The 24,897-nt window shown below is 55.6% G+C and carries 29 protein-coding genes and 1 other annotated feature; of the genes, 17 read left to right on the plus strand and 12 right to left on the minus strand.

The genetic code is table 11. The features are described from left to right. Positions 1-80 precede the first annotated feature (80 nt). Positions 81-437 carry a cell division activator CedA gene (gene cedA / locus QMN93_RS13415; protein ID WP_072196682.1) on the plus strand — a complete coding sequence of 119 codons (357 nt, stop codon included), beginning with the start codon at positions 81-83 and terminating at the stop codon, positions 435-437. A gap of 48 nt (positions 438-485) precedes the next feature. Here the strand turns inward: cedA and QMN93_RS13420 are convergent, their stop codons facing one another. From QMN93_RS13420 to hxpB, 3 genes are all read right to left on the minus strand, one after another. Continuing rightward, on the minus strand, positions 486-1,877 hold the full coding sequence (locus QMN93_RS13420) for an L-cystine transporter (RefSeq protein WP_045336125.1): 1,392 nt from the start codon (positions 1,875-1,877) through the stop codon (positions 486-488). A 127-nt stretch (positions 1,878-2,004) separates the two neighbouring features. Continuing rightward, entirely contained in the window at positions 2,005-2,595 is a 591-nt protein-coding gene (locus QMN93_RS13425) for a metal-dependent hydrolase (protein ID WP_014883483.1), read from the minus strand. Between the two features lie 101 nt (positions 2,596-2,696). Further along, positions 2,697-3,368 carry a hexitol phosphatase HxpB gene (gene hxpB, locus QMN93_RS13430; RefSeq protein WP_033145270.1) on the minus strand — a complete coding sequence of 224 codons (672 nt, stop codon included), beginning with the start codon at positions 3,366-3,368 and terminating at the stop codon, positions 2,697-2,699. Between the two features lie 148 nt (positions 3,369-3,516). Between hxpB and QMN93_RS13435 the strand changes: the two genes are divergently transcribed. Continuing rightward, positions 3,517-4,053 carry a YniB family protein gene (locus tag QMN93_RS13435; RefSeq protein ID WP_023311291.1) on the plus strand — a complete coding sequence of 179 codons (537 nt, stop codon included), beginning with the start codon at positions 3,517-3,519 and terminating at the stop codon, positions 4,051-4,053. A 36-nt stretch (positions 4,054-4,089) separates the two neighbouring features. Here QMN93_RS13435 and QMN93_RS13440 read toward each other — a convergent pair whose 3' ends face one another. The 3 genes from QMN93_RS13440 to pfkB all read right to left on the minus strand — a co-directional run bounded on the left by QMN93_RS13440 (position 4,090) and on the right by pfkB (position 6,386). Continuing rightward, positions 4,090-4,950: a fructosamine kinase family protein gene (locus QMN93_RS13440; RefSeq protein WP_029740438.1), complete on the minus strand. Its 861-nt coding sequence runs from the start codon at positions 4,948-4,950 to the stop codon at positions 4,090-4,092. Between the two features lie 105 nt (positions 4,951-5,055). Beyond that, on the minus strand, positions 5,056-5,346 hold the full coding sequence (gene ghoS / locus QMN93_RS13445; RefSeq protein ID WP_033145271.1) for a type V toxin-antitoxin system endoribonuclease antitoxin GhoS: 291 nt from the start codon (positions 5,344-5,346) through the stop codon (positions 5,056-5,058). Positions 5,347-5,453: 107 nt separating this feature from the next. Beyond that, entirely contained in the window at positions 5,454-6,386 is a 933-nt protein-coding gene (gene pfkB / locus QMN93_RS13450; RefSeq protein WP_033145272.1) for a 6-phosphofructokinase II, read from the minus strand. 295 nt (positions 6,387-6,681) lie between these two features. Here pfkB and QMN93_RS13455 point away from each other — a divergent pair, with 295 nt between their 5' ends. Next, complete coding sequence (locus QMN93_RS13455) at positions 6,682-7,440, plus strand: YdiY family protein (protein ID WP_033145273.1); 759 nt, start codon at positions 6,682-6,684, stop codon at positions 7,438-7,440. Positions 7,441-7,520: 80 nt separating this feature from the next. On the opposite strand, the gene yniD is transcribed toward QMN93_RS13455, so the two are convergent. Both yniD and yncL read right to left on the minus strand, forming a co-directional pair. Continuing rightward, the gene (gene yniD / locus QMN93_RS13460; RefSeq protein WP_008500658.1) at positions 7,521-7,628 is read right to left on the minus strand and encodes a small membrane protein YniD; all 108 of its coding nucleotides are present in this window, start codon (positions 7,626-7,628) and stop codon (positions 7,521-7,523) included. Between the two features lie 98 nt (positions 7,629-7,726). Then, on the minus strand, positions 7,727-7,999 hold the full coding sequence (gene yncL / locus QMN93_RS13465; RefSeq protein ID WP_081273698.1) for a stress response membrane protein YncL: 273 nt from the start codon (positions 7,997-7,999) through the stop codon (positions 7,727-7,729). Positions 8,000-8,141: 142 nt separating this feature from the next. Here yncL and thrS point away from each other — a divergent pair, with 142 nt between their 5' ends. The 14 genes from thrS to selO all read left to right on the plus strand — a co-directional run bounded on the left by thrS (position 8,142) and on the right by selO (position 20,792). Then, complete coding sequence (thrS, locus tag QMN93_RS13470; RefSeq protein ID WP_008500657.1) at positions 8,142-10,070, plus strand: threonine--tRNA ligase; 1,929 nt, start codon at positions 8,142-8,144, stop codon at positions 10,068-10,070. A 3-nt stretch (positions 10,071-10,073) separates the two neighbouring features. Further along, entirely contained in the window at positions 10,074-10,616 is a 543-nt protein-coding gene (infC, locus tag QMN93_RS13475; RefSeq protein WP_014069901.1) for a translation initiation factor IF-3, read from the plus strand. 97 nt (positions 10,617-10,713) lie between these two features. Then, positions 10,714-10,911, plus strand: coding sequence for a 50S ribosomal protein L35 (rpmI, locus tag QMN93_RS13480; RefSeq protein WP_003030583.1), 198 nt, complete (start codon positions 10,714-10,716; stop codon positions 10,909-10,911). Between the two features lie 50 nt (positions 10,912-10,961). Then, positions 10,962-11,318, plus strand: a complete 357-nt coding sequence (gene rplT, locus QMN93_RS13485) for a 50S ribosomal protein L20 (protein ID WP_000124850.1) — start codon at positions 10,962-10,964, stop codon at positions 11,316-11,318. 117 nt (positions 11,319-11,435) lie between these two features. After that, positions 11,436-11,560 (plus strand) — a sequence feature (Phe leader region). Continuing rightward, complete coding sequence (gene pheM, locus QMN93_RS13490) at positions 11,441-11,485, plus strand: pheST operon leader peptide PheM (protein WP_001386830.1); 45 nt, start codon at positions 11,441-11,443, stop codon at positions 11,483-11,485. (Overlaps the previous feature by 45 nt.) A 62-nt stretch (positions 11,561-11,622) precedes the next feature. Continuing rightward, a complete protein-coding gene (pheS, locus tag QMN93_RS13495) occupies positions 11,623-12,606 on the plus strand; it encodes a phenylalanine--tRNA ligase subunit alpha (protein WP_010426091.1) in 984 nt (327 codons plus the stop codon). Positions 12,607-12,621: 15 nt separating this feature from the next. Then, positions 12,622-15,009 (plus strand): phenylalanine--tRNA ligase subunit beta, encoded by a 2,388-nt coding sequence (pheT, locus tag QMN93_RS13500; protein ID WP_058840787.1) that lies wholly within the window; start codon positions 12,622-12,624, stop codon positions 15,007-15,009. A 4-nt stretch (positions 15,010-15,013) separates the two neighbouring features. Continuing rightward, positions 15,014-15,313, plus strand: a complete 300-nt coding sequence (gene ihfA, locus QMN93_RS13505; RefSeq protein ID WP_003857805.1) for an integration host factor subunit alpha — start codon at positions 15,014-15,016, stop codon at positions 15,311-15,313. 103 nt (positions 15,314-15,416) lie between these two features. Next, the gene (gene btuC, locus QMN93_RS13510; protein ID WP_182383387.1) at positions 15,417-16,397 is read left to right on the plus strand and encodes a vitamin B12 ABC transporter permease BtuC; all 981 of its coding nucleotides are present in this window, start codon (positions 15,417-15,419) and stop codon (positions 16,395-16,397) included. Positions 16,398-16,431: 34 nt separating this feature from the next. Continuing rightward, positions 16,432-16,983: a glutathione peroxidase gene (locus QMN93_RS13515; protein WP_023311298.1), complete on the plus strand. Its 552-nt coding sequence runs from the start codon at positions 16,432-16,434 to the stop codon at positions 16,981-16,983. Next, positions 16,983-17,738, plus strand: a complete 756-nt coding sequence (gene btuD, locus QMN93_RS13520; protein WP_058840785.1) for a vitamin B12 ABC transporter ATP-binding protein BtuD — start codon at positions 16,983-16,985, stop codon at positions 17,736-17,738. The genes QMN93_RS13515 and btuD overlap by 1 nt, the downstream gene beginning before the upstream one ends. A 74-nt stretch (positions 17,739-17,812) precedes the next feature. After that, complete coding sequence (locus tag QMN93_RS13525) at positions 17,813-18,277, plus strand: NlpC/P60 family protein (protein WP_008500650.1); 465 nt, start codon at positions 17,813-17,815, stop codon at positions 18,275-18,277. A 294-nt stretch (positions 18,278-18,571) separates the two neighbouring features. Further along, positions 18,572-19,288, plus strand: a complete 717-nt coding sequence (locus QMN93_RS13530) for an EAL domain-containing protein (RefSeq protein WP_032657851.1) — start codon at positions 18,572-18,574, stop codon at positions 19,286-19,288. Positions 19,289-19,349: 61 nt separating this feature from the next. Beyond that, positions 19,350-20,792: a protein adenylyltransferase SelO gene (selO, locus tag QMN93_RS13535; protein WP_182383389.1), complete on the plus strand. Its 1,443-nt coding sequence runs from the start codon at positions 19,350-19,352 to the stop codon at positions 20,790-20,792. 40 nt (positions 20,793-20,832) lie between these two features. Here selO and QMN93_RS13540 read toward each other — a convergent pair whose 3' ends face one another. From QMN93_RS13540 to QMN93_RS13555, 4 genes are read right to left on the minus strand one after another with little or no spacing between them, the layout of a single operon-like run. Continuing rightward, positions 20,833-21,603 carry a 3-hydroxybutyrate dehydrogenase gene (locus QMN93_RS13540; RefSeq protein WP_039262084.1) on the minus strand — a complete coding sequence of 257 codons (771 nt, stop codon included), beginning with the start codon at positions 21,601-21,603 and terminating at the stop codon, positions 20,833-20,835. 10 nt (positions 21,604-21,613) lie between these two features. Continuing rightward, a complete protein-coding gene (locus QMN93_RS13545) occupies positions 21,614-23,005 on the minus strand; it encodes a GntP family permease (protein ID WP_048979470.1) in 1,392 nt (463 codons plus the stop codon). Positions 23,006-23,049: 44 nt separating this feature from the next. After that, the gene (locus QMN93_RS13550; protein ID WP_193139070.1) at positions 23,050-24,231 is read right to left on the minus strand and encodes an acetyl-CoA C-acetyltransferase; all 1,182 of its coding nucleotides are present in this window, start codon (positions 24,229-24,231) and stop codon (positions 23,050-23,052) included. 9 nt (positions 24,232-24,240) lie between these two features. Beyond that, the gene (locus tag QMN93_RS13555) at positions 24,241-24,897 is read right to left on the minus strand and encodes a CoA transferase subunit B (RefSeq protein ID WP_029740425.1); all 657 of its coding nucleotides are present in this window, start codon (positions 24,895-24,897) and stop codon (positions 24,241-24,243) included.

Consider the following 24,897-nt stretch of genomic DNA (forward strand, 5'->3'; position numbering starts at 1 on the left):
CTTCTCCTTTATCCATTGCTAAAAACCCTATTAAGGATAGAACAATGTCGCGAGATGGCTCGCGAACTAAGAGTTTTCACATGCCGTCATTGACGAAAGGAGCCTTCTCGCCCACTCGGGGCGCGACGGAAGGCAGCAGGATCGGCTATCATAGAATTTTCCTGCTTCAAGAATTTGCTTTAGTGAACCAGTCGCTTATGAAACCTCTTCGTCAACAAAACCGCCAGGTTATTAGCTATGTGCCCCGCGTTGAGCCCGCGCCGCCTGACCATGCCCTGAAAGTGGAGGGTTTTCGCGATGTCTGGCAGCTTCGGGGGAAATATGTGGCCTTTGTGCTGATCGGCGAACACTTCCGCCGCTCGCCCACGTTTACCGTGCCGGAGTCAGCGCAACGGTGGGCGATGCAGATCCGCCAGGATGAAGAGGTTGAGGAATAACAGCCATAAAAAAACCGCCATCAGGCGGTTTTTTTATTTCGACCGTAATTAACGGTGCGCCAGCTCGGCGTCGTCTTCACTTTCCAGAATCGCTTTGTCGGTCTGCTTCAGCCACTGGCTGGTCAGCGTACCGGCGGTCATGGAGCCGCTCACGTTCAGCGCGGTACGGCCCATGTCGATCAGCGGTTCGACGGAGATCAGCAGCGCGACCAGCGTCACGGGCAGACCCAGCGCGGGCAGCACAATCAGCGCGGCGAAGGTTGCGCCACCGCCAACACCCGCAACGCCTGCGGAGCTTACGGTAACAATCCCGACCAGCGTGGCGATCCAGACCGGATCTAGCGGGTTAATCCCCACGGTAGGGGCAACCATCACCGCCAGCATCGCCGGGTACAGACCCGCACAGCCGTTCTGACCAATGGTGGCACCAAAGGAGGCAGAGAAGCTGGCGATGGATTCAGGCACGCCCAGACGGCGGGTTTGCGCTTCAACGTTCAGCGGAATAGACGCGGCGCTGGAACGGCTGGTAAAGGCAAAGGTCAGCACCGGCCAGACTTTACGGAAGTATTTCAGCGGGCTGACGCCGTTTACGCCCAGCAGGATGCCGTGCACCACGAACATAATGCCCAGACCCAGATAAGAGGCGACAACGAAGCTGCCCAGCTTAATGATGTCCTGCAGGTTAGAGCCGGCAACCACTTTGGTCATCAGCGCCAGCACGCCGTAAGGCGTCAGCTGCATCACCAGACGCACCAGCTTCATCACCCAGCTTTGCAGGGTATCAATCGCGGTCAGCACGCGTTCGCCTTTAGGCGCGTCGTCTTTCAGCAGCTTCAGCGCCGCTACGCCCAGGAACGCGGCGAAAATAACCACGCTGATGATCGAGGTTGGGCTCGCCCCGGTCAGGTCAGCAAACGGGTTCTTCGGTATGAAGGAGAGCACCATCTGCGGCACGGTCAGGTCAGCCACTTTACCAACGTAGTTGGTTTGAATCGCGGTAAGACGCGCCGTTTCAGCGGTACCCTGAACCAGACCTTCTGCGGTCAGGCCAAACAGGTTGGTGACCAGCACACCCACCAGCGCGGCAATCAGCGTGGTGAACAGCAGCGTACCAATGGTCAGGAAGCTGATTTTTCCCAGCTGGGTCGCGTTATGCAGGCGGGCAACGGCGCTCAGAATAGAGGCGAATACCAGCGGCATAACGATCATCTGCAGCAGCTGAACATAGCCGTTACCGACGATGTTGAACCACTGAATAGAATCTTTCAGAACTGGATTATCGGAGCCATAAATTGCCTGTAATGCCAGACCAAATACGACACCCATGGCCAGACCAACCAGCACTTTTTTCGCCAGGCTCCACTGTTTGTGGCGCGCCTGCGCGAGAAGCAATAGCAATACAGCGAACACAACGACGTTCGCGATGAGTGGAAAATTCATCCCCGTTCTCCTGATTTATTATTGGGTCGGTTTTTACCGATCCTGTTGGCGGAAGGTTAGCAGAAGTGTGATGTAGCGCTTATATCCAAATGGAATGGTTTATGACAAATGGGATAATTTTGTCGGTTTACTGTTCAATCTGGTGATGAATAAAGCGATTGAACTGAAATTGCAGCGAATTAATCATCTGGGATGACCAGCGAACTGCACTATTTTCGGGCAATGTTTGCGGCATCCAGACGGCATAAGCAAATAGCGCCATGCACAATACGCGCTCAAGCTGGTTGCCTTTCTGCGGTGCGAGGATCGGAAAACGGAAACGCCAGCGGCAGGGCCAAAGCAGCGGCACGCCCGCAGGCGTCAGCATATCGGCGAGAATATGGCTTAAATAGCCCAGCACCATCCCCTGGATGGCATCGGCGGGGACTATCCAGCTTTCGGGCACCTTCAAATAGAAAAGCGTCAGCAGGCCAAACACGGCCAGCAGGCTGTGGGTGAACCCCCGGTGGCCGAACGCGCGGGCGATGGGTTTCGACACCCACTTCAGGCGTTGTCCGAGGAAGGACTTGGGGTGGTCAATGTCGGGCAGCAGACAGGTCAATACGGCGGAAGGGACAATATGCCACCAGTCCCCCTGTGCCAGCACGGGGGTGAGTTCAGCGTTTTTGGCAAATACTGCGCACGCAATAGAAAAAAGCAGGTGGCCTTCCGCCGTCATGATAAAACCCACAAAACTGTCAATTCATACAGTATAGGGTTTTTATACAGTAGGCGGAAGAGGTGACGGTGTAACTGTTTGTCACAAACCGGAGAAGGGCGTTAACCGCCCTGCAGATGATGCGCCGTGAGTTCTGCCAGCGAGTTAAGCTTCACGTCGGCGAGGGCAAACCGGGGGTCGTGACGGCCTTCTTCAGCGGGCACCACAATGGAGCGCATCCGTGCAGCCTTCGACGCCACCATACCGTTAACGGAATCTTCCAGCGCAACGCAGTTGAGGGGATCCAGGCCCAGCTTTGCGGCGCAGTCCAGATAAACCTGCGGGTGCGGCTTGCTGTAAGGCAATTTTTCAGCGGACGCCAGCGCGTCAAAACTGTCGCGCAGTTCAAACATCGTGAGCACTTTTTCCAGCATATGCAGCGGTGAAGCCGAGGCCAGTCCGACCTTCAGCCCCTGGGCTTTACACAGCGCGACGGCCTCACGTACGCCGGGCAGCAGCGGCCTGTTCTCTTCCACCAGAGAAATGGCGCGGCTGATAATGCGTGCGGTCACCTCATCGCGATTGGGACCTACCCAAGGCTGTTGGGCAAACCACAGGTCAACCACCATATCGATGCGCAGGCCCAGCGTATCGGGAAGTTCATTACGGCGGCTGATATCCACGCCCAGGCTGGCCATAACGTCCAGTTCGGCGCGATCCCACAGCGGTTCGGAATCGATCAGTAATCCATCCATGTCAAAAATTGCGGCAAGAATTTGGCGCGGTGTCGACATCACAACGTCTCCTTATCCAGGGTGTTCGACAGACGATACGTGCTAAGCACACTCTGCAATTTAGCATATTGCTTTTAAAGAGCGGGCGAAATTGATGACCAGCAGGTAGACTTAGGCACAAATAACGCGTCTTTATGAAGAGGAACTGATGACGTATCAACAAGCTGGACGCATTGCGGTCTTAAAACGTATTGCTGGCTGGGTGATTTTTATTCCTGCCGTCATTTCTACGCTGATTTCTGTACTCAAATTTATGTACGACCACAGCGAAAAACAGCCGGGTATCAATGCGGTAATGCTTGATTTCGCTCATGTCATGATTGAGATGATGCGTTTTAATACGCCATTTTTGAATGTCTTCTGGTTTAACTCACCCACCCCGGATTTTCATCAACAGCTGAATATCGGCTTTTGGGTGATATACGCCCTGATCTTTGTCGCGCTGGCATTACAGGCCTCTGGCGCGAGAATGAGTCGCCAGACGCGCTTTTTACGCGAAGGCGTTGAGGATCAGTTGATTCTGGAGCAGGCCAAAGGCCCGGAAGGAATGAGTCGGGAGCAGATTGAATCCCGCATCGTTGTGCCGCGTCACACCATTTTCCTGCAAATTTTCCCGCTCTATATCCTTCCCGTGATTATCATTGTGGCGGGATACTTCTTCTTCTCACTGCTCGGTTTTCTGTAAGCGATAAGGGCGGCGGCAAGGCCACCCGTTATCTTCTCAGGCGGCAAGCATACGCTCGAGTGCCCGCTGCGCGTTAACAAGGTGTTCTCCGCCAAAAAGAATGGCACGGTTCATCAGCGTATAAAGCTGATACACCGGCTGGCGGTCGAGGAAACCGGGCGGCAGGGGAGAAACAGACTGGTATCCGTCGTATATTTGCGGCGGCTGCTCAGGATGAAGCGGCAGCATGGCAAGATCGCACTCTCTGTCACCCCAGTAGCAGGCCGGGTCAAAGATGTACGGGCCGTTGGGACCCAGCGCGCAGTTATTGGACCACAAATCGCCGTGAAGCAGAGACGCCTGAGGCTGGTGGGATGCCAGACGCTGTTGAACGTGCTCGACGATGGCGTCGATATTGCCAAATTCCAGCCCTTTCTCGGCGGCTAGCTCTAGCTGCCAGCCAATGCGCTGCTCGGCAAAAAATGTCGACCAGCGACGCTGCCAGGCATTGGGCTGTGGCGTGGTGGAGAGATCGTTGTCAAAGTCGAGACCAAACTGCGGCTGGTCGCTCCATTGATGCAGGCGCGCCAACTGTTGGCCAAGGATGAACGCATTATGGGCATCCAGCGGGCGGGCGGGGAGATATTCCATCACCAGGAAGCTGTAGTCGCGGTCGCTCCCCACGGCCAGAACCTGCGGGACCGTGACCGTTTTACTGCGGGACAACAGCTCCAGCTGGTCGGCTTCGGCGGTAAATATTGGAAGCAGCTCTCGCTCATCGCATTTAACGAAGAGATCGCGCCCAGCGTAGCGTAAATGCCACGCGGCGTGGATCTCACCGCCTGGCAGTTCGTTACGCAGTTCAATTTCACCTTCACCCAGCTGCTCACGTAAAAGATGACTGATAGCCTGCCACATGTTGTCTCTCCCATGTTGTCTGCCAGATCATAAAGTTAGCGCATAACTGCGGTAAAAAAATACGAACTAACGCACACCTGAGCGGTTTAAATTCATACAGCGCACTTATTGTTCTTTTTTTCGCCAGCTTTCCCAGGTATCCACGTCAATTTCGGCAGGCTTGTCGGTCACGCTCTCCACCAGACTGGCGGCCAGCGCATGAACCTCTTCCTGGCTCAGGGCGCCGATCAGACCAAATGTCAGGGTGCCTAAATCATGAATGTTGCCCTCGTCATCCGTCAGCGTGAGGAGAAAATTAGCCCGGGTGAAAGCATTGTTGAGCTCATTCAGCTCGGTCAGCGATGCTTCATGAAGGTTGATGGTCACGACGTAGCGTGTGATGTCACCACTGCTCATAATTCACCTCATTGTTATCATGGAAGTTTTCTTAGCATAGTCGATAGTTTGCGTTTGGCGACTCAGAGACGACATTCCCCTCCGTTAAAGACGAAGGGGAAGAGGGGTTAATTTCGGGACAGGTAATCGACGATTTTTTGCGTATCGGCGAGCGAACAGAGACGCGTGCCCTGGTTGATGGTGGCGGCGCTACCCGCCGCCACGCCGTAGCGTGTCATCTCGAGCAGAGACGCGCCCTGCGCCAGTTTTAGCGTCATCGCACCCACCATGCTATCGCCAGCGCCAACCGTGCTCTGGCTCTTCATCGGCGGTGGGACAACCTGAACGGACGACGATTCATCGACTGCCAGCGCCCCCTGAGGGCCAAGGGAGACGACTACGCGCCGCGCTTTGCCGCTTCGCACCAGCTCCTGCGCTGCGGTGCGCACATCATCAGGCTGCGTCAGTTCGCGGTTGACCAGCGCGCTTAACTCTTTCTGGTTGGGTTTGACCAGCTCCAGATTGCCCGGCACCAGAGCCGCCTGCAGGGCCTCGCCGCTGCTGTCGACAATGCAGCGGATGCCGCGCTGCTGCGCGGCCTGAATCAGCGCCGTCAATTTTTCCGTGCTTACGCCGGGCGGCAGGCTGCCGCTTACCACCAGCAGCGCGCCGCTTTCTATCGTCAGCACTTTTTCTTCAAGCTGACGAAACTCGTCATCGCTGAGTTTCGCGCCCGGCATGACAAAACGGTACTGCTCGCCGCTGGATTCTACGTGGACATGCAGGTTTTGCCGCGTCCAGTCTTTGGCCTCAACGGTTTCAACGGCCACCTGTTCATCGGCCAGCAGAGAGACCAGGTGTTCACCGGTGGCACCGCCTGCGGGGAAAATTGCCGTGGCTTTGCCGCCGAGGTGTGTAATGGCGCGCGCCACGTTGATCCCGCCGCCGCCGGGCTCAAAGACCGGGGCGCTGCAGCGCAATTTACCTTCCGGGTAAATCTGCGGCGTCAGGGTGGCGGAATCCAGGGAAGGGGAGAGCGTCAGAGTATAAATAGAAACCATCATTACCTCCTTTTAGCATGGGTTCTTATTAGCCTGGCACCATTTGTCAGGAAGGCAATGTAAATAACAGTATGATTTTAAATATGAATGCTGACGAAAAGTGAGGTGGGGGATATATAAAATAAAACGCTTTTTGAGATCGTTCTTATTCAAAAAATGAAATAAGAAAACATTGCTATGTTATTTGCGGCTTTTTATAATTTGTTACCTTTCTCTGGACGCCTTGTCATTGATCCTCAAGAAAGATTCCGGGACCGTGTGGTCTCTTTTTTTGTTGTACGGACTCCTTAATAAAATGAAGCTTTTAAAGACAGTGCCCGCTGCACTGATGCTGGCGGGTGGCGTGTTTGCGGCTATGAACGCGACCGCTGATGATACCGTTTTTACTGTCATGGACGATCCTTCCACCGCGAAAAAACCGTTTGAAGGTAACCTGAACGCCGGATACCTGGCACAATCCGGTAACACGAAAAGCTCTTCTCTGACGGCGGACAGTACGCTCACCTGGTACGGTAATACCACCGCCTGGTCTCTGTGGGGTAATGCCAGCAACACTTCCGCTAACGACGAACGTTCTTCCGAGAAGTATGCGGTAGGCGGACGTAGCCGTTACAACATGACCGACTATGACTACCTGTTTGGTCAGGCAAGCTGGTTAACCGACCGTTACAACGGTTATCGCCAGCGCGATGTATTCACCGCCGGTTATGGTCGCCAGTTCCTGAACGGTCCGGTACACAGCTTCCGTTTTGAATTCGGTCCGGGTGTGCGTTACGACGAGTACACCAATGGCGATACCAAAACCCAACCGCTCGGTTACGCTTCCGGTACCTATGCCTGGCAGATGACTGACAACACCAAATTTACCCAGGGTGTTTCTGTATTTGGTGCCGACGATACGACGCTGAACTCTGAGACGGCGCTGAACGTGGCTATCAACGAACACTTTGGCCTGAAAGTCGCCTACAACGTGACCTGGAACTCTTCACCACCAGAATCTGCGCCGGATCATACCGACCGCAGAACCACGGTTTCACTGGGTTATAGAATGTAATAAAAGCGGGCCGATGATGATGTCGGCCCGTTTATTGTCTGCGGTCTTTTGACGTCCCTTCTGATGACTTGTCTTCGCCCCTAGCCCCAAATCATTGCTGCCCAACGGAGTAGCAGCATTGCGCCGCAGATGGCAATCAGCACCAGCACCATTTTCCAGTGTTTTACGGCAAATCGTTTAGTTGGCATAACCTAATCCTTGTTGGTTGATATCCCCAGTCTACCAAACAGGGCCGAAATATGCCCCTTCTCAGGATCGATTGGGTTATGCCAGCGTAGGGTTCGGCTCAGAACCAGTGGAATCGTTCGGCGAGAATCAACAATAAACCTGTGGCGGAAAGGATGTTCAATATCACAACCGTTCTACTGGATACGTTCATGGTATGCACCTTTGGGTTTAAAGACCTGTTCAAGAGTAGCCCAGCATCTTTGAAATGCGAGCGCAGGGGAGAAGCAACCTGCGAATTCGTACGAAAGCGCCAGCCCATCAATCTGGCCGCAGAGGGTGCAATCTCCTTGCCGTTAGTGTTAACATTACGTCGCTTGCCGTAAATCCACATTAATCTGAATTCGGCTGGTGAATGATGACGAACCAATTTGACGATTGTTGGTCAGATGGTTTCGTAATCTATTGTCAAATCACGATTATTTTCTTTGTATATGCTCTTATGTGTGGGGCATCACTGCAAATAAGGATATAAAATGCCTGTAATTACTCTTCCTGATGGCAGCCAACGCCATTTCGACCGTGCTGTTAGCCCAATGGATGTTGCCCTGGACATTGGTCCTGGTCTCGCGAAAGCGACTATCGCTGGCCGCGTTAACGGTGAGCTGGTGGATGCTTCCGATCTGATCGAAAACGATGCGACGCTTGCAATCATCACCGCGAAAGACGAAGAAGGTCTGGAGATCATTCGTCACTCCTGCGCGCACCTGTTAGGCCATGCCATCAAACAGCTGTGGCCAAACACCAAAATGGCGATCGGTCCGGTTATCGACAATGGTTTCTACTACGACGTTGACCTTGACCACACCCTGACTCAGGAAGATATCGACGCGCTCGAAAAGCGTATGCACGAGCTCGCCGAAACGAACTATGACGTCATCAAGAAGAAAGTCAGCTGGCACGAAGCGCGTGAAACCTTCGTGAAGCGCGGCGAGAGCTACAAGGTCTCTATTCTTGACGAAAACATTTCGCATGATGACAAGCCTGGCTTGTACCATCACGAAGAATACGTCGACATGTGCCGTGGACCGCACGTGCCGAACATGCGCTTCTGTCATCACTTTAAGCTGATGAAGATCGCAGGCGCCTACTGGCGTGGCGACAGCAACAACAAGATGTTGCAGCGTATCTATGGTACCGCGTGGGCCGATAAAAAAGCCCTGAACGCGTACCTGCTGCGCCTGGAAGAGGCGGCGAAGCGTGACCACCGTAAAATCGGTAAGCAGCTTGACCTGTACCACATGCAGGAAGAAGCGCCGGGCATGGTGTTCTGGCATAACGACGGCTGGACTATCTTCCGTGAACTGGAAACTTTCGTACGCTCCAAGCTGAAAGAGTACCAGTATCAGGAAGTGAAAGGCCCGTTCATGATGGACCGTGTGCTGTGGGAAAAAACCGGCCACTGGGACAACTACAAAGATGCGATGTTCACCACCTCGTCTGAGAACCGTGAATACTGCATCAAGCCAATGAACTGTCCGGGCCACGTTCAGATCTTCAACCAGGGTCTGAAATCCTACCGCGACCTGCCGCTGCGTATGGCGGAGTTCGGTAGCTGCCACCGTAACGAGCCATCAGGTGCGCTGCACGGTCTGATGCGTGTTCGTGGCTTTACTCAGGATGATGCGCATATCTTCTGTACTGAAGATCAGGTCCGTGACGAAGTTAACGCCTGTATTCGTATGGTCTACGATATGTACAGCACCTTTGGCTTCGAGAAGATCGTGGTCAAACTCTCAACGCGTCCGGAAAAACGTATCGGCAGCGATGAGACATGGGATCGCGCAGAAGCGGATCTCGCCGTGGCGCTGGAAGAGAACGGCATTCCGTTCGAATACCAGCTGGGCGAGGGCGCATTCTACGGTCCGAAAATTGAATTTACCCTGTATGACTGCCTCGATCGCGCATGGCAGTGCGGTACTGTACAGCTGGACTTCTCCCTGCCGCAGCGTTTAAGCGCCTCTTATGTTGGCGAAGACAACGAGCGTCAGGTACCGGTAATGATTCACCGTGCAATTCTCGGTTCTCTGGAGCGCTTCATCGGCATCCTGACCGAAGAGTTCGCTGGCTTCTTCCCAACCTGGCTTGCGCCAGTGCAGGTCGTGGTGATGAACATTACCGATTCTCAGGCGGATTACGTTAAAGAATTGACGCAGAAACTACAAAATGCGGGCATTCGCGTAAAAGCAGACTTGAGAAATGAGAAGATTGGCTTTAAAATCCGCGAGCACACTTTACGTCGTGTCCCGTATATGTTGGTCTGTGGTGATAAAGAGGTGGAAGCAGGCAAAGTTGCCGTTCGCACCCGCCGTGGTAAAGACCTGGGCAGCCTGGACGTAAGTGAAGTGATTGAGAAGCTGCAACAAGAGATTCGCAGCCGCAGTCTTCAACAACTGGAGGAATAAGGTATTAAAGGCGGAAAACGAGTTCAAACGGCACGTCCGAATCGTATCAATGGCGAGATTCGCGCCCAGGAAGTTCGCTTAACAGATCTTGAAGGTGAACCACTGGGGATTGTGAGTCTGAGAGAAGCGATCGAAAAAGCTGAAGAAGCTGGAGTAGATTTAGTTGAAATCAGCCCTAACGCCGAACCGCCAGTTTGTCGTATCATGGACTACGGCAAGTTCCTTTATGAAAAGAGTAAGTCTTCTAAGGAACAGAAGAAGAAGCAAAAAGTTATCCAGGTTAAGGAAATCAAATTCCGTCCTGGTACCGACGATGGCGATTATCAGGTAAAACTCCGCAGCCTGATTCGCTTTCTGGAAGATGGCGATAAGGCCAAGATCACACTGCGTTTCCGCGGTCGTGAGATGGCCCACCAACAGATTGGTATGGAAGTGCTTAACCGCGTCCGTGACGATCTGAGTGAACTGGCAGTAGTCGAATCCTTCCCTACGAAGATCGAAGGCCGCCAGATGATCATGGTGCTCGCTCCTAAGAAGAAACAGTAAGGCCTTCAAGCAGCAAAATCTGTGGAGCCTTCGGGTTTCATAGGTTTTGTTCGCCTATGTTTCGTTTATTTAACAATGCGAAGTGGAAGTTATTAAGATGCCAAAAATTAAGACCGTACGCGGTGCTGCTAAGCGCTTCAAAAAAACCGGTGGTGGTGGATTTAAGCGTAAGCACGCAAACCTGCGTCATATTCTGACCAAAAAATCTACTAAGCGTAAACGTCACCTGCGTCCAAAAGGCCTCGTTTCTAAAGGCGATCTGGGTCTGGTTATCGCGTGCCTGCCGTACGCATAAGCCGTTAACGTTTAATTTTTTACTAAGAATATAGATACAGGAGAGCACATATGGCTCGCGTAAAACGTGGTGTAATTGCACGTGCACGTCACAAGAAAATTTTGAAACAAGCTAAAGGCTACTACGGTGCGCGTTCACGCGTTTACCGCGTTGCCTTCCAGGCTGTTATCAAAGCAGGTCAGTACGCTTACCGTGACCGTCGTCAGCGTAAGCGTCAGTTCCGTCAACTGTGGATTGCGCGTATCAACGCAGCAGCACGTCAGAACGGTATTTCTTACAGCAAATTCATCAACGGCCTGAAAAAAGCCTCTGTTGAAATCGACCGTAAGATCCTGGCTGACATCGCAGTATTCGACAAAGTAGCGTTCACCGCTCTGGTCGAAAAAGCGAAAGCAGCACTGGCATAAGCCAGTTGAGAGAGGGGGCTTTGCTCCCTCTTTTCATTTAACACCATCAGAAGATTGACATTTATCCGTCCAGGCTTTTCAATAAGGTCTTAACGGTTTTTACCAGACAAGGTAACGCAAGCATGAATGCTGCTATTTTCCGCTTCTTCTTTTACTTTAGCACCTGATTTCAGGAGGCTAGCGCGTGAAAGATGAAACGAAAAACAGCGCCAGATAAGCCTCCCGATGGAGGCTTTTTTTGTGCCTGAATTTGAGAGAATAACTCCACCAAATCGGTGTCTGCACCGACATAATGAGGAAAATCATGTCACATCTCGCAGAGCTGGTTGCCAGTGCAACAGCCGCCATTAATCAGGCCTCAGATGTTGCCGCGTTAGACAATGTCCGCGTCGAATATCTTGGGAAGAAAGGGCACCTGACCCTTCAGATGACAACCCTGCGTGAGCTGCCGCCAGAAGAACGCCCGGCAGCGGGTGCAGTGATTAACGAAGCCAAAGAGCAGGTTCAGCAGGCGCTGAACGCGCGCAAAGCCGAGCTGGAAAGCGCGGTGCTGAATGCGCGTCTGGCCGCAGAGACGATCGACGTTTCTCTGCCGGGGCGCCGCATCGAAAACGGTGGTCTGCACCCGGTTACCCGCACCATCGATCGCATTGAAAGTTTCTTCGGTGAGCTCGGCTTTACCGTGGCGACTGGCCCGGAAATCGAAGATGATTACCACAACTTCGACGCCCTGAACATTCCTGGCCATCATCCGGCACGCGCTGACCACGACACTTTCTGGTTCGACGCTACGCGTCTGCTGCGTACTCAGACCTCCGGCGTTCAGATCCGTACCATGAAGGATCAGGAGCCGCCAATCCGCATTATCGCGCCGGGCCGCGTCTATCGTAACGACTACGATCAGACCCACACGCCAATGTTCCACCAGATGGAAGGTCTGATTGTTGATAAAAACATCAGCTTCACCAACCTGAAGGGCACGTTGCACGATTTCCTGAACAACTTCTTTGAGGAAGATCTGCAGGTTCGTTTCCGCCCGTCCTACTTCCCGTTCACCGAACCGTCTGCGGAAGTTGACGTGATGGGTAAAAACGGCAAATGGCTGGAAGTGCTGGGCTGCGGCATGGTGCATCCAAACGTGCTGCGCAACGTGGGTATCGATCCGGAAGTTTACTCCGGCTTTGCTTTCGGCATGGGCATGGAGCGTCTGACTATGCTGCGCTACGGCGTGACCGACTTACGTGCATTCTTCGAAAACGATCTGCGTTTCCTCAAACAGTTTAAATAAGGGCAGGACAGAACAATGAAATTCAGTGAACTGTGGTTACGCGAGTGGGTAAACACCACGCTGGACAGCGACGCGCTTTCTAACCAGATCACCATGGCGGGTCTGGAAGTGGACGGCGTTGAGCCGGTTTCCGGTGCCTTCAGCGGCGTGGTTGTCGGCGAAGTGGTCGAGTGCGGCCAGCACCCCAACGCTGACAAACTGCGCGTAACAAAAGTAAACGTGGGCGGTGACCGTCTGCTGGATATCGTCTGCGGTGCGCCAAACTGCCGTCAGGGCCTGAAGGTGGCCGTGGCGACCGTCGGTGCGGTGCTGCCGGGTGATTTCAAAATTAAAGCGGCTAAGCTGCGCGGTGAGCCGTCTGAAGGCATGCTGTGCTCCTTCTCCGAGCTGGGTATTTCCGACGATCACAACGGCATTATCGAGCTGCCGCTGGATGCGCCAATCGGCACCGATATCCGTGAATACCTGAAGCTTGATGACAACACTATCGAAATCAGCGTCACGCCAAACCGTGCCGACTGCTTAGGTATCATCGGCGTGGCGCGCGACGTGGCCGTGCTGAACCAGACTGAGCTGAACGCGCCGGACATTGCGCCGGTTGAAGCGACCATCAGTGACGTGCTGCCTATTCAGGTTGACGCTGCGGATGCTTGCCCGCGCTACCTCGGCCGTGTGGTGAAAGGCATCAACGTGAAAGCGCCAACTCCGCTGTGGATGAAAGAGAAGCTGCGCCGCTGCGGTATCCGCTCTATCGACGCCGTGGTTGACGTGACCAACTACGTTCTGCTGGAGCTGGGCCAGCCAATGCACGCGTTCGATAAAGACCGTATCGACGGCGGCATCGTTGTGCGCATGGCGAAAGAGGGCGAAACCCTGGTTCTGCTGGACGGCAGCGAAGCGAAACTGAACGCCGACACCCTGGTGATTGCTGACCACAGCAAAGCGCTGGCAATGGGCGGTATCTTCGGGGGCGAGCACTCGGGCGTCAACGACGAGACGCAAAACGTCCTGCTGGAATGCGCGTTCTTCAGCCCGCTCTCCATCACCGGTCGCGCACGCCGCCACGGCCTGCATACCGATGCCTCTCACCGCTACGAGCGCGGCGTTGACCCGGCGCTGCAGTATAAAGCGATGGAACGTGCGACCCGCCTGCTGATCGACATCTGCGGCGGTGAAGCGGGCCCGGTTATCGACGTCACCAACGAAGCGACCCTGCCGAAGCGTGCGACCATCACCCTGCGCCGCAGCAAGCTGGATCGCCTGATTGGTCACCACGTTGCCGATGCGCAGGTAACCGACATCCTGAAACGTCTGGGCTGTGAAGTAACCGAAGGCCAGGACGAATGGAAAGCCGTTGCGCCATCATGGCGTTTCGACATGGAAATTGAAGAAGATCTGGTGGAAGAAGTGGCCCGCGTTTACGGCTACAACAACATCCCTGACGAGCCTGTCCAGGCAGGTCTGGTGATGGGCACCCACCGCGAAGCCGACCTGTCCCTGAAGCGTGTGAAAACCATGCTGAACGACAAAGGCTACCAGGAAGTGATCACCTACAGCTTCGTTGATCCAAAGCTGCAGCAGCTGATCCACCCGGGTCAGGAGGCGCTGATCCTGCCAAGCCCAATTTCCAGCGAAATGTCCGCGATGCGTCTGTCTCTGTGGACGGGCCTGCTGGGCACCGTCGTTTATAACCAGAATCGCCAGCAAAACCGCGTGCGGATTTTCGAAAGCGGTTTGCGCTTTGTACCGGATAATCAGGCAAATTTAGGCATCCGTCAGGATCTCATGCTGGCTGGCGCCATCAGCGGCAACCGCTATGAAGAGCACTGGGACCTGGCAAAAGGCACGGTTGATTTCTACGATATGAAGGGCGATCTGGAAGCGATTCTGGATCTGACCGGTAAATTATCTGAAATTGAATTCCGCGCAGAAGCTATCCCGGCTCTGCATCCGGGCCAGAGCGCAGCGATCTATTTAGACGGCAAACGCGTTGGTTTTATTGGGGTTGTTCACCCTGAGCTGGAGCGTAAGCTGGACCTGAACGGCCGTACCATCGTGTTCGAGCTGGAATGGAACCCGGTGGCTGACCGTGTTATTCCTCAGGCTCAGGACGTCTCCCGCTTCCCGGCAAACCGCCGTGATATCGCGGTTGTGGTCGCGGAAAATGTGCCTGCAGCAGATATTTTGGCCGAATGTAAGAAAGTTGGCGTAAATCAGGTAGTTGGCGTAAACTTATTTGACGTGTACCGCGGCAAGGGCGTAGCAGAAGGTTTCAAGAGCCTCGCTATTAGCCTTATCCTTCAGGATACCAGCCGTACACTCGAAGAAGAGGAGATTGCCGCTACCGTCGCCAAATGTGTAGAGGCATTAAAAGAGCGATTCCAGGCATCATTGAGGGATTGAACCTATGGCGCTTACAAAAGCTGAAATGTCAGAATATCTGTTTGATAAGCTTGGGCTTAGCAAACGGGATGCCAAAGAGCTGGTAGAGCTGTTTTTCGAAGAGATCCGTCGTGCTCTGGAAAATGGTGAGCAGGTAAAACTCTCCGGTTTTGGCAATTTTGATTTGCGAGACAAAAACCAACGTCCGGGCCGCAACCCGAAGACGGGGGAAGATATTCCCATTACAGCCCGCCGCGTGGTGACCTTCAGACCCGGCCAGAAGTTGAAAAGCCGTGTCGAAAACGCAACGCCCAAAGCAGAGTAATATGAACTAACTAAAAAGGCCGCCCACGCGGCCTTTTTTCTTTGCGCTCTCCGGCAAACCCGCCGTAAAATCAATTACATCTCTCGCTACTAAAACCGTACACATGCTTGATTATGTCCATCGTCAGAACCGTTCCGATAAGCGTCACCTGCTTTTGCTGGTGCTGATGCTCATTGTCGCCGCGGGCGTGAGCCTCTGCGCGGGCGACAGATGGATCGGGCCTGAAAGCTGGTGGGGGCCTGACGGGCAGCTCTTCGTCTGGCAAATTCGCCTGCCGCGCACCGTCGCGGTGGTTCTGGTCGGCGCCGCGCTGGCGCTGTGCGGTACCATAATGCAGGCGTTGTTTGATAACCCTCTGGCGGAGCCCGGGCTGCTCGGCGTGTCAAACGGCGCAGGCGTAGGCCTGATTGCGGCGGTAATGTTCGGCGGAGGAGAACTCTCCGGATGGAGTATTAGCCTGAGCGCTATCCTCGGCGCGCTGCTAATCACCGCGATCCTTCTTCGTTTCGCCAGACGGCACTTATCGACCAGCCGTCTGCTGCTTGCCGGCGTGGCGTTGGGGATCATCTGCAGCGCGCTGATGACCTGGGCGGTCTACTTCTCAACCTCCTTTGACTTGCGTCAGCTGATGTACTGGATGATGGGCGGCTTTGGCGGCGTTGACTGGCACCAGGGCTGGCTGATGGCGCTGCTGGTACCGGTCATCGTCTGGGCGGCCCTGCAGGCGCAGCCGCTGAATATGCTCGCGCTGGGTGAAACCTCTGCCCGCCAGCTCGGCATGCCGATTGGGTTCTGGCGTAATGTGCTGGTAATAGCCATTGGCTGGCTGGTCGGCGTCAGCGTGGCTCTGGCGGGCGCGATCGGCTTCATCGGGCTTGTGATTCCGCACATGCTGCGTCTGTGTGGCCTCACGGACCATCGGACCCTGCTTCCGGCCTCGGCGGTTGCCGGGGCCGTCACGCTGCTGGTGGCCGATATCATCGCCCGGCTTGCCCTGACGGCCGCCGAGCTGCCGATTGGCGTGGTGACCGCCACGCTGGGCGCGCCGGTATTTATCTGGCTACTATTAAAAGCTGGACGTTAAATCAACAAGCCGTAAGACAACCTGAGGGAATGCTATGCAGTCAGATATCCTGAATACTGAAGTGACCACCATTGATGGCGATAACACCACGCTGGAAGGCTACAAAGGCAACGTGCTGCTTATCGTCAACGTAGCATCGAAATGTGGCCTGACGCCGCAGTACGAGCAGCTGGAAAACATTCAGAAGGCCTGGGAGAAAGACGGTTTCACCGTGCTGGGCTTCCCGTGCAACCAGTTCCTGGGCCAGGAGCCGGGCAGCGAAGAGGAGATTAAAACCTTCTGCAGCACCACCTATGGCGTGACGTTCCCGATGTTCAGCAAAATCGATGTCAACGGTGAAGACCGCCATCCGCTGTATGCGAAGCTGATCGCTGCCGCGCCGAAGGCCGTTGCGCCGGAAGGAAGCGGTTTTTATGAACGCATGGCCAGCAAAGGCCGCGCGCCGCTTTACCCGGACGATATCCTGTGGAATTTTGAAAAATTCCTGATTGGCCGCGACGGCCAGGTCGTTCAGCGTTTTTCGCCGGATATGACCCCTGAAGATCCGATCGTCATGGAATCGATCAAGCTGGCACTGGCGAAATAATGTCGTTGCTGATGCAGCTCACGGACGTTGCCGAGCGGGGACGTCTGGAGCCGATAACCGAAACCGTCAATGCGGGAGAAATCCTGCATCTTGTCGGGCCAAACGGTGCAGGGAAGAGCACGCTGCTGGCTCGGATGGCAGGCATGACCGGCGGAGAAGGGCAGATAACGCTGCTGGAGCACACGCTCGCCGACTGGTCACCGGTCTCGCTGGCGCACCGGCGCAGTTACCTCGTGCAGCAGCAGGTGCCGCCCTTTGCGATGCCGGTCTGGCACTATCTGATGCTGCATTTGCACGACAAACAACAGACGGCACTGCTGACGGACGTGGCCGCAGCCCTGGGACTGGAAGATAAACTGTCCCGGCATGCCAGCCAGCTTTCCGGCGGAGAGTGGCAGCGGGTGCGTCTGGCGGCGGTCATTCTTCAGATCCACCCGGCAGGTAATCCTCACGGGCGAATGCTGCTTCTCGATGAACCCATGAGCGGTCTGGACGTGGCGCAGCAGGCGGCACTGGATACGCTGTTAAGCACCCTGAGCCGAAAAGGTATCGCCGTGGTGATGAGCAGTCATGACCTCAACCACACCCTGCGTCATGCCCACCGGGTGTGGCTGCTGTCGCAGGGAAAGATGATCGCCAGCGGCGCGCGGGATCGGGTTCTTACGCCGCCCCATCTTGCCCGCGCGTACAACATGTCGTTCCGCAGGCTGGATATTGAGGGACATAAGATGCTGATTTCTACCGGGCAGACGTAACCGTTTCTTGCCTCTTAGCACAATTGCACGCTAAATTACGAAAAGAACAAAAAAAGCAGAGGATTCGTCTGAGAATGCGATTCTGGTTTCTCCTGATGGCCGCACTTTTTCTTGCGGGATGCAGTAGCCATCGTGCGCCGCCGCCTAACCCACGGCTTTCAGATTCGATCACCGTCATTGCCAGCCTTAACGATCAGCTGAGCAACTGGCGCGGTACGCCTTATCGCTACGGCGGAATGAGCCGCGGCGGCGTAGATTGTTCCGGCTTCGTTCTAATGACGTTCCGCGACAAGTTTGATTTACAGCTTCCGCGTGAAACGCGCAAGCAGGCCGAAATTGGCACTGAAATTGATAAAGACGATCTTCTGCCCGGGGACCTGGTTTTCTTCAAAACCGGCTCGGGTGAAAGCGGTCTTCATGTGGGCATATATGATACAGACAATCAGTTCATTCATGCCTCGACAAGCCGCGGGGTGATGCGCTCTTCACTTGATAATGTTTACTGGCGTAAAAATTTCTGGCAGGCACGACGTATATAGTCTTTGTCAGACACTTCTCTTATGACGGCATGGTCTCTAATAAATCATGCCGTTTTTTCTCAAATAAGATGCTTAAAGTTAAATTTATCTAGAATTAGCGAATCCTGCATGTGTCTGTTTTATCTAAAACTGGCTATTATTCAGCAACCAGGATAAAATTAATTTAGATTCAGGGATAAATCTGAAAATAAATACGGAACTAATGAAATTAATCTTATTAAAATCAAGACAGTGGAATTGTGTCGGCAATTGCTCCAGGATGTCCTCTCTCATCTTTAATGCGGAGCGAGTGCAATGATTATTACGCTAGATAATGCTTACCAGTCTGAACTGCTGCTTCTGCCTGCTCGTAATAGCGCAGGGGAGCTTAAAGGTTTAGAGGTTCTGGTTAACTTTACTGGCGTCGGCAGCGATGTGCGGATCCCCACTGAGCTCGTTATCCCTCGGCTTTCAGCAGCTGAAGAGTTAGTGCTGTTTAACGAAAAATTGCAATTGCTTGATACCTGTAAACTGTTTTTTATTCAGCATCAGTTAATTGCATGGATCAATATTACACCTGCAATAGTTGAATTTTTATTAAGTAATGGAAACGCTGTTTCAATCCTTGAGCGTTACCCGTTTCTTGAGTTTACTGTTAATGAGAATTATCCAGGTTTAAATAACGGAAAGGACGATCTGCAGCTGGCGAGAATGGCAATCCATTTCCCGTTGGTTCTGGCAAACTTTGGCGCAGGTGCCGCATCGCTCAAAGCGGTCTATGATGGATTATTTAAACGGGTCATCCTCGATAAAGGCTTCATTCAGCAGCGTGCCCCGGAGCTCTCTTTTGAGCCTTTTATGCGCGCCATCCTCTGGCAAATCACACCGCACTGTCAGTCAGTGATCGTCTCGGGCATTGACGACCACGGCCTGTTGCAACGCGTTTTGTCCTTCAATTTTGGCGCCATGCAGGGCGCACTCTGGCCAGCCGTCTCTGCGGAGCACGTTACATCGCTGGTTCAGCAGCGATAACCCTTGCTTTCGCCCGTGTTTAAGTCCGGGTAAACCCTCTACACTAAAAGCAGGAGGACTTATGACCCTGTCTTTTACTGCTCACTGGCATGACGAGTTGCCTGGCTTTTACACCGCACTCAAACCAACACCGTTACAAAATTCACGCCTTATCTGGCATAACGATTTGCTGGCAGAAGAGCTGGCCATTCCGCCTGAGCTGTTTCAGCCTTCAGAAGGCGCAGGCGTCTGGGGCGGGGAAACGCTTCTCGCCGGGATGCAACCTCTGGCTCAGGTCTATAGCGGACATCAGTTTGGCGTCTGGGCGGGGCAGCTGGGCGACGGCAGGGGGATCCTGCTCGGCGAACAACGGCTTCCCAACGGGGGAACGGTTGACTGGCACCTGAAAGGGGCAGGCCTTACCCCCTATTCGCGAATGGGCGACGGGCGCGCGGTGCTGCGTTCAACGATTCGCGAGTGCCTGGCGTCCGAAGCGATGCACGCCCTGGGGATTCCCACTACGCGCGCGCTGTCGATTATCACCAGCGATACGCCGGTAGCGCGCGAAACGGTGGAAAAAGGGGCAATGCTGATGCGTATTGCGCAAAGCCATTTGCGCTTCGGCCATTTTGAGCACTTTTACTATCGCCGCGAGCCGGACAAGGTTCGCCAGCTGGCTGATTTTGCCATTCGTCACCACTGGGCGCATTTGCAGGACGAGGCGGATAAATACGTTCTCTGGTTCAGGGATGTGGTTGCCCGTACCGCAAGCCTGATTGCCCGCTGGCAAACGGTGGGCTTTGCGCATGGCGTCATGAATACGGACAACATGTCGATCCTCGGGCTGACCTTTGATTACGGTCCGTTTGGTTTCCTGGACGATTATCAGCCTGGCTATATCTGCAATCACTCCGACTATCAGGGGCGTTACAGCTTTGACAATCAGCCCGCGGTTGGCCTGTGGAACCTGCAGCGGCTTGCGCAAACCCTGTCGCCGTTCATCGACGTAGATGCCCTCAATGATGCGCTCGACAGCTATCAGGACATATTGCTGCGAGAATACGGCACGCTGATGCGCAACAAGCTGGGGCTGATGACGCAGGAGAGGGGCGATAACGACATTCTCAACGGTCTGTTTGCCCTGATGGCGCGCGAGGGCAGCGATTATACCCGTACCTTCCGGATGCTGGGCCAGACGGAGCAGCACAGTGCGGCCTCACCGCTGCGCGACGAGTTTATTGACAGACAGGCGTTTGACGACTGGTTTGCCACTTACCGCGCGCGGCTGCAGCAGGAGCGGGTGGATGACGCTACCCGCCAGACGCAGATGAACGCGACAAATCCCGCGATGGTGTTGCGCAACTGGCTGGCGCAGCGGGCGATTGAGCAGGCAGATCAGGGGGAGTATGACGAGCTACACCGCCTGCATCTGGCGTTGCGCACGCCGTTTGCCGACCGGGATGATGACTACGTCAGCCGCCCGCCTGACTGGGGCAAGCGGCTGGAGGTCAGCTGTTCAAGCTAGCGATTTTGCCGGGTGGCGGCGTCGCCTTACCCGGTAAAAATTACTGCGCAACCCAGCCGCCATCCATATTCCACGCGGCGCCGCGAACGTTCACGGCGCCCTCGCTGCACAAAAACAGCGCCAGTTCACCCAGCTGCTCCGGGGTAACAAACTCGCCCGAAGGCTGTTTCTCCGCGAGAAGCCGATCGCGAGCCTGCTCCGGCGGGACGCCTTCAGCGATGCGCTGGTCGATTTGCTGTTGCACCAGCGGCGTCAGTACCCAGCCGGGGCAGATGGTATTGGCGGTAATACCGGTGCGGGCGGTTTCCAGCGCCAGCGATTTCGTAAAGCCCACTACGCCATGCTTGGCGGCCACGTAGGCTGACTTCTCTTTTGACGCGACCAGCCCGTGAACGGAGGCGATATTGATGATGCGCCCCCAGTTTTTCTCGCGCATGGCTGGCAGCGCCAGCCGGCTGGTGTGAAATACCGAGGAGAGATTAATGGCGATAATGTCGTTCCATTTCTCCACCGGAAACGCGTCAACCGGGGCGACATGCTGTATCCCGGCGTTGTTGACAAGAATGTCCACGCCGCCGAACTGCGATTCGGCGTAGCGCATCATGGCTTCAATTTGCAGCACGTCACGCAGATCCGCATCGTGATAGCCCGGCTTTTTGCCCAGCTGCGCAATCTCTTCTCTTGCTGATTCGCTGTCGCCGAAACCGTTGAGGATCAGCTGCGCCCCGGCCTTCGCCAGCACGCGGGCGATCCCAAGTCCAATGCCGCTGGTCGAGCCCGTTACCAGCGCGGTCTTACCGTTCAGATTCATCTTTCTCTCCTTACACAATGCCGGTCAGATAGAACACGGCAATGACAAAAAGCACTGCCAGACTTTTAATGAGGGTGATAGCGAAAATGCCGCCGTAGGCCTGACGATGGCTCAGGCCGGTAATCGCCAGCAGGGTAATCACCGCGCCGTTATGGGGCAGCGTATCCATCCCGCCGCTCGCCATAGAGGCCACGCGGTGCAGCACCTCAAGCGGGATATTGGCGGCGTGGGCGGCGGCGATAAACGAGTCTGACATGGCGGCGAGGGCAATGCTCATCCCGCCGGACGCCGAGCCGGTGATCCCCGCAAGCACCGTCACGCTGATGGCCTCATTCAGCAGCGGATTGGGGATGGCCGCCAGCGCTTTGGATAACACCAGGAACCCGGGCAGGGCGGCGATCACCGCGCCGAAACCGTATTCCGAGGCGGTATTCATCGCCGCCAGAATGGCGCCGCTCACCGCGGTCCGGCTGCCTTCAGCCAGACGACCCCGAATATTGCGAAAGCCAAAAATCAGCACCAGCACGATACCGGAGATCAGCGCAGCCTCAACGGCCCAGATGGCGGTGATCTTGCCCACCTCGGTCACAATCGGTTTCGCCAGGCCTGGCAGAGTAAGCTCGTGGGTTGTGCCGTACCAGCCGGGGATCCAGCGGGTAAACAGCAGGTTCAGTATGCCCACCACCAGCAGCGGGGAGATAGCAATCAGCGGGTGCGGAAGGTTAATGTTATCCGGCGTCTCGGGTTCATTTTTCAGATCCGTGCCGTAGCCCTCGTTGTTATTGAACGCCTTACGACGCTGGCGCTCCAGCCAGAGCAGGCCAAAGACGATAATAAACAGAGAGCCAATAAGCCCCAGCCACGGCGCGGCCCAGGCGTTCGTGCCAAAGAAGCTGGTGGGGATGATATTCTGGATCTGCGGCGTGCCGGGCAGGGCGTCCATGGTAAACGAAAACGCGCCCAGCGCCACGGTGGCCGGGATCAGCCGCTTGGGGATGCCGCTCTGGCGGAACAGTTCCGCGGCAAACGGATACACTGCAAACGCCACCACGAACAGTGAAACGCCGCCGTAGGTTAGCAGCGCACACACCAGGACGATCACCGGAATGGCGTGGCGACGACCGAGGATCTGAATCGCGGCCGCGACGATAGATCGTGAGAAACCGGAAAGCTCAATCAGCTTGCCGAAAACGGCCCCCAGCAGGAACACCGGGAAGTAGAGCTTGACGAAGCCCACCATCTTTTCCATAAACAGGCCGGTAAACGTCGGGCCGACGGCACCCGGATCGGTCAGCAGCACGGCGCCGAGCGCCGCAATCGGCGCAAACAAAATAACGCTGTATCCGCGATAGGCCGCCAGCATCAGCAGCGCCAGCGCCGCCAGGGCAATTAACACGCTCATTACGACTCCTCACTTTAATTATTATTCGGGTATCAACGAGATGCTTAACGCTCGACGGTCAGAGCAATGCCTTGCCCGCCGCCCACGCACAGGGTGACGAGCCCTTTTTTGACGTCACGGCGCTCCATTTCGTACAACAGCGTCACGAGGATGCGGCAGCCGGAGGCGCCAATTGGATGACCCAGGGCGATAGCGCCGCCGTTAACGTTCACCCTGCGCTCATCCCAGCCGAGCTGCTTGCCCACCGCCAGTGCCTGGGCGGCAAAGGCTTCATTGGCTTCAATGAGGTCCACGTCATCGAGCGTCCAGCCCGCCCGCGCCAGCGCCGTCCGGCAGGCGCTGACCGGACCGATGCCCATTACCGACGGGTCAACGCCCGTCACGGCGTAGCTCACGATGCGACCGAGGATCGGCAAACCGCTCTCCCGCGCCTTTTCGCCGCTCATCAGCAGCACCGCGGCGGCACCGTCGTTGAGTGTCGACGCATTTCCGGCCGTGACCGTGCCTTCCGCCTGCAGAAAGGCGGGGCGCAGCTGCGCCAGCTGCTCAGCGGTGGTGCCAGGCCGGGGCTGTTCGTCACGGCTGACGATAAGCGGCGGTTTTTTACCCTGTTTCACCGTCACCGGCGCTATCTCGGCGTCAAAGCGACCCGCTTCGATGGCGGAGGCCGCTTTGTGCTGCGACCGGGCGGCGAAGGCGTCCTGCTGCTCGCGGGAAATGGCATTCTCCCGGGCGACGTTTTCAGCGGTGATCCCCATGTGATAATCGTTGAACGCGTCCCACAGACCGTCGGTAATCATGCTGTCCTGCAGGCCCGTATGGCCAAAACGCAGCCCTGAACGCGCGCCGTCCAGCAGATAGGGGGCGTTGCTCATGCTCTCCTGACCGCCAGCGATGGCCACGTTCGCGTCGCCGCAGCGGATCGCCTGCGCGGCGAGCTGCACCGCTTTTAGGCCCGCGCCGCACACCAGGTTGACCGTTGTCGCCGGCGTGCTGACGGGTAATCCGGAGGCGATGGCCGTCTGACGCGCGGGGTTTTGCCCGCATCCCGCCGTCAGCACCTGTCCGAAAATCAGTTCATCTACCTGTTCTTCGAGAAGATTGCTGTTCTTCAGCAGTTGCCGCACCGCGACGGCCCCCAGTTCAACCGCCGAAAGGGACGATAGCGAGCCGCGAAAACTGCCTATGGGGGTCCGCGTTGCCCCGACAATCATGACTTCTTTCATCGTGAGTCCTCAGTTGAAGCGCATCTCGCGAACGTCGTCCGCCACAATCATTTTCCCGGCTGTCTTAGCCGCAATTTCGTCGATACTGACGCCGGGAGCGTATTCCCGCAGGATGAACGCGCCGTCCTCGATCTCCAGCAACGCGAGGTCGGTGAGGACCCGACGGATACAGCCCGCGCCCGTGAGCGGCAGCGTGCAGCGCGGCAGCAGCTTTGACTCACCGCTTTTCGAGGCGTGGGTCATCACCACAATGATGTTCTGCGCCCCGGCCACGAGATCCATCGCGCCGCCCATGCCCTTGACCATCTTTCCGGGGATCATCCACGAGGCGATATTGCCCTCGACGTCCACTTCAAACGCGCCCAGCACGGTCAGATCCACATGACCGCCGCGGATCATGGCAAACGACTGGGCCGAGTCGAAAATAGCCGCGCCGGTGCGCGCGGTTACGGTCTGTTTACCGGCGTTGATCATGTCGGCGTCAAGGCTCTGCTCGTCAGGAAAAGCCCCCATCCCCAGCAGTCCGTTTTCTGACTGGAGCATCACATCCATCCCGTCCGGAATGTAGTTCGCCACCAGGGTAGGGATGCCGATCCCCAGGTTGACGTAATACCCGTCGCGCAGCTCGCGGGCGACGCGCATGGCCATCTGTTCACGGGTTAACAT

The organism is Enterobacter sp. R-1.6.2 (assembly GCF_035064085.1).
In the GTDB taxonomy this organism is placed as follows: Bacteria; Pseudomonadota; Gammaproteobacteria; order Enterobacterales; family Enterobacteriaceae; genus Enterobacter; species Enterobacter asburiae_B.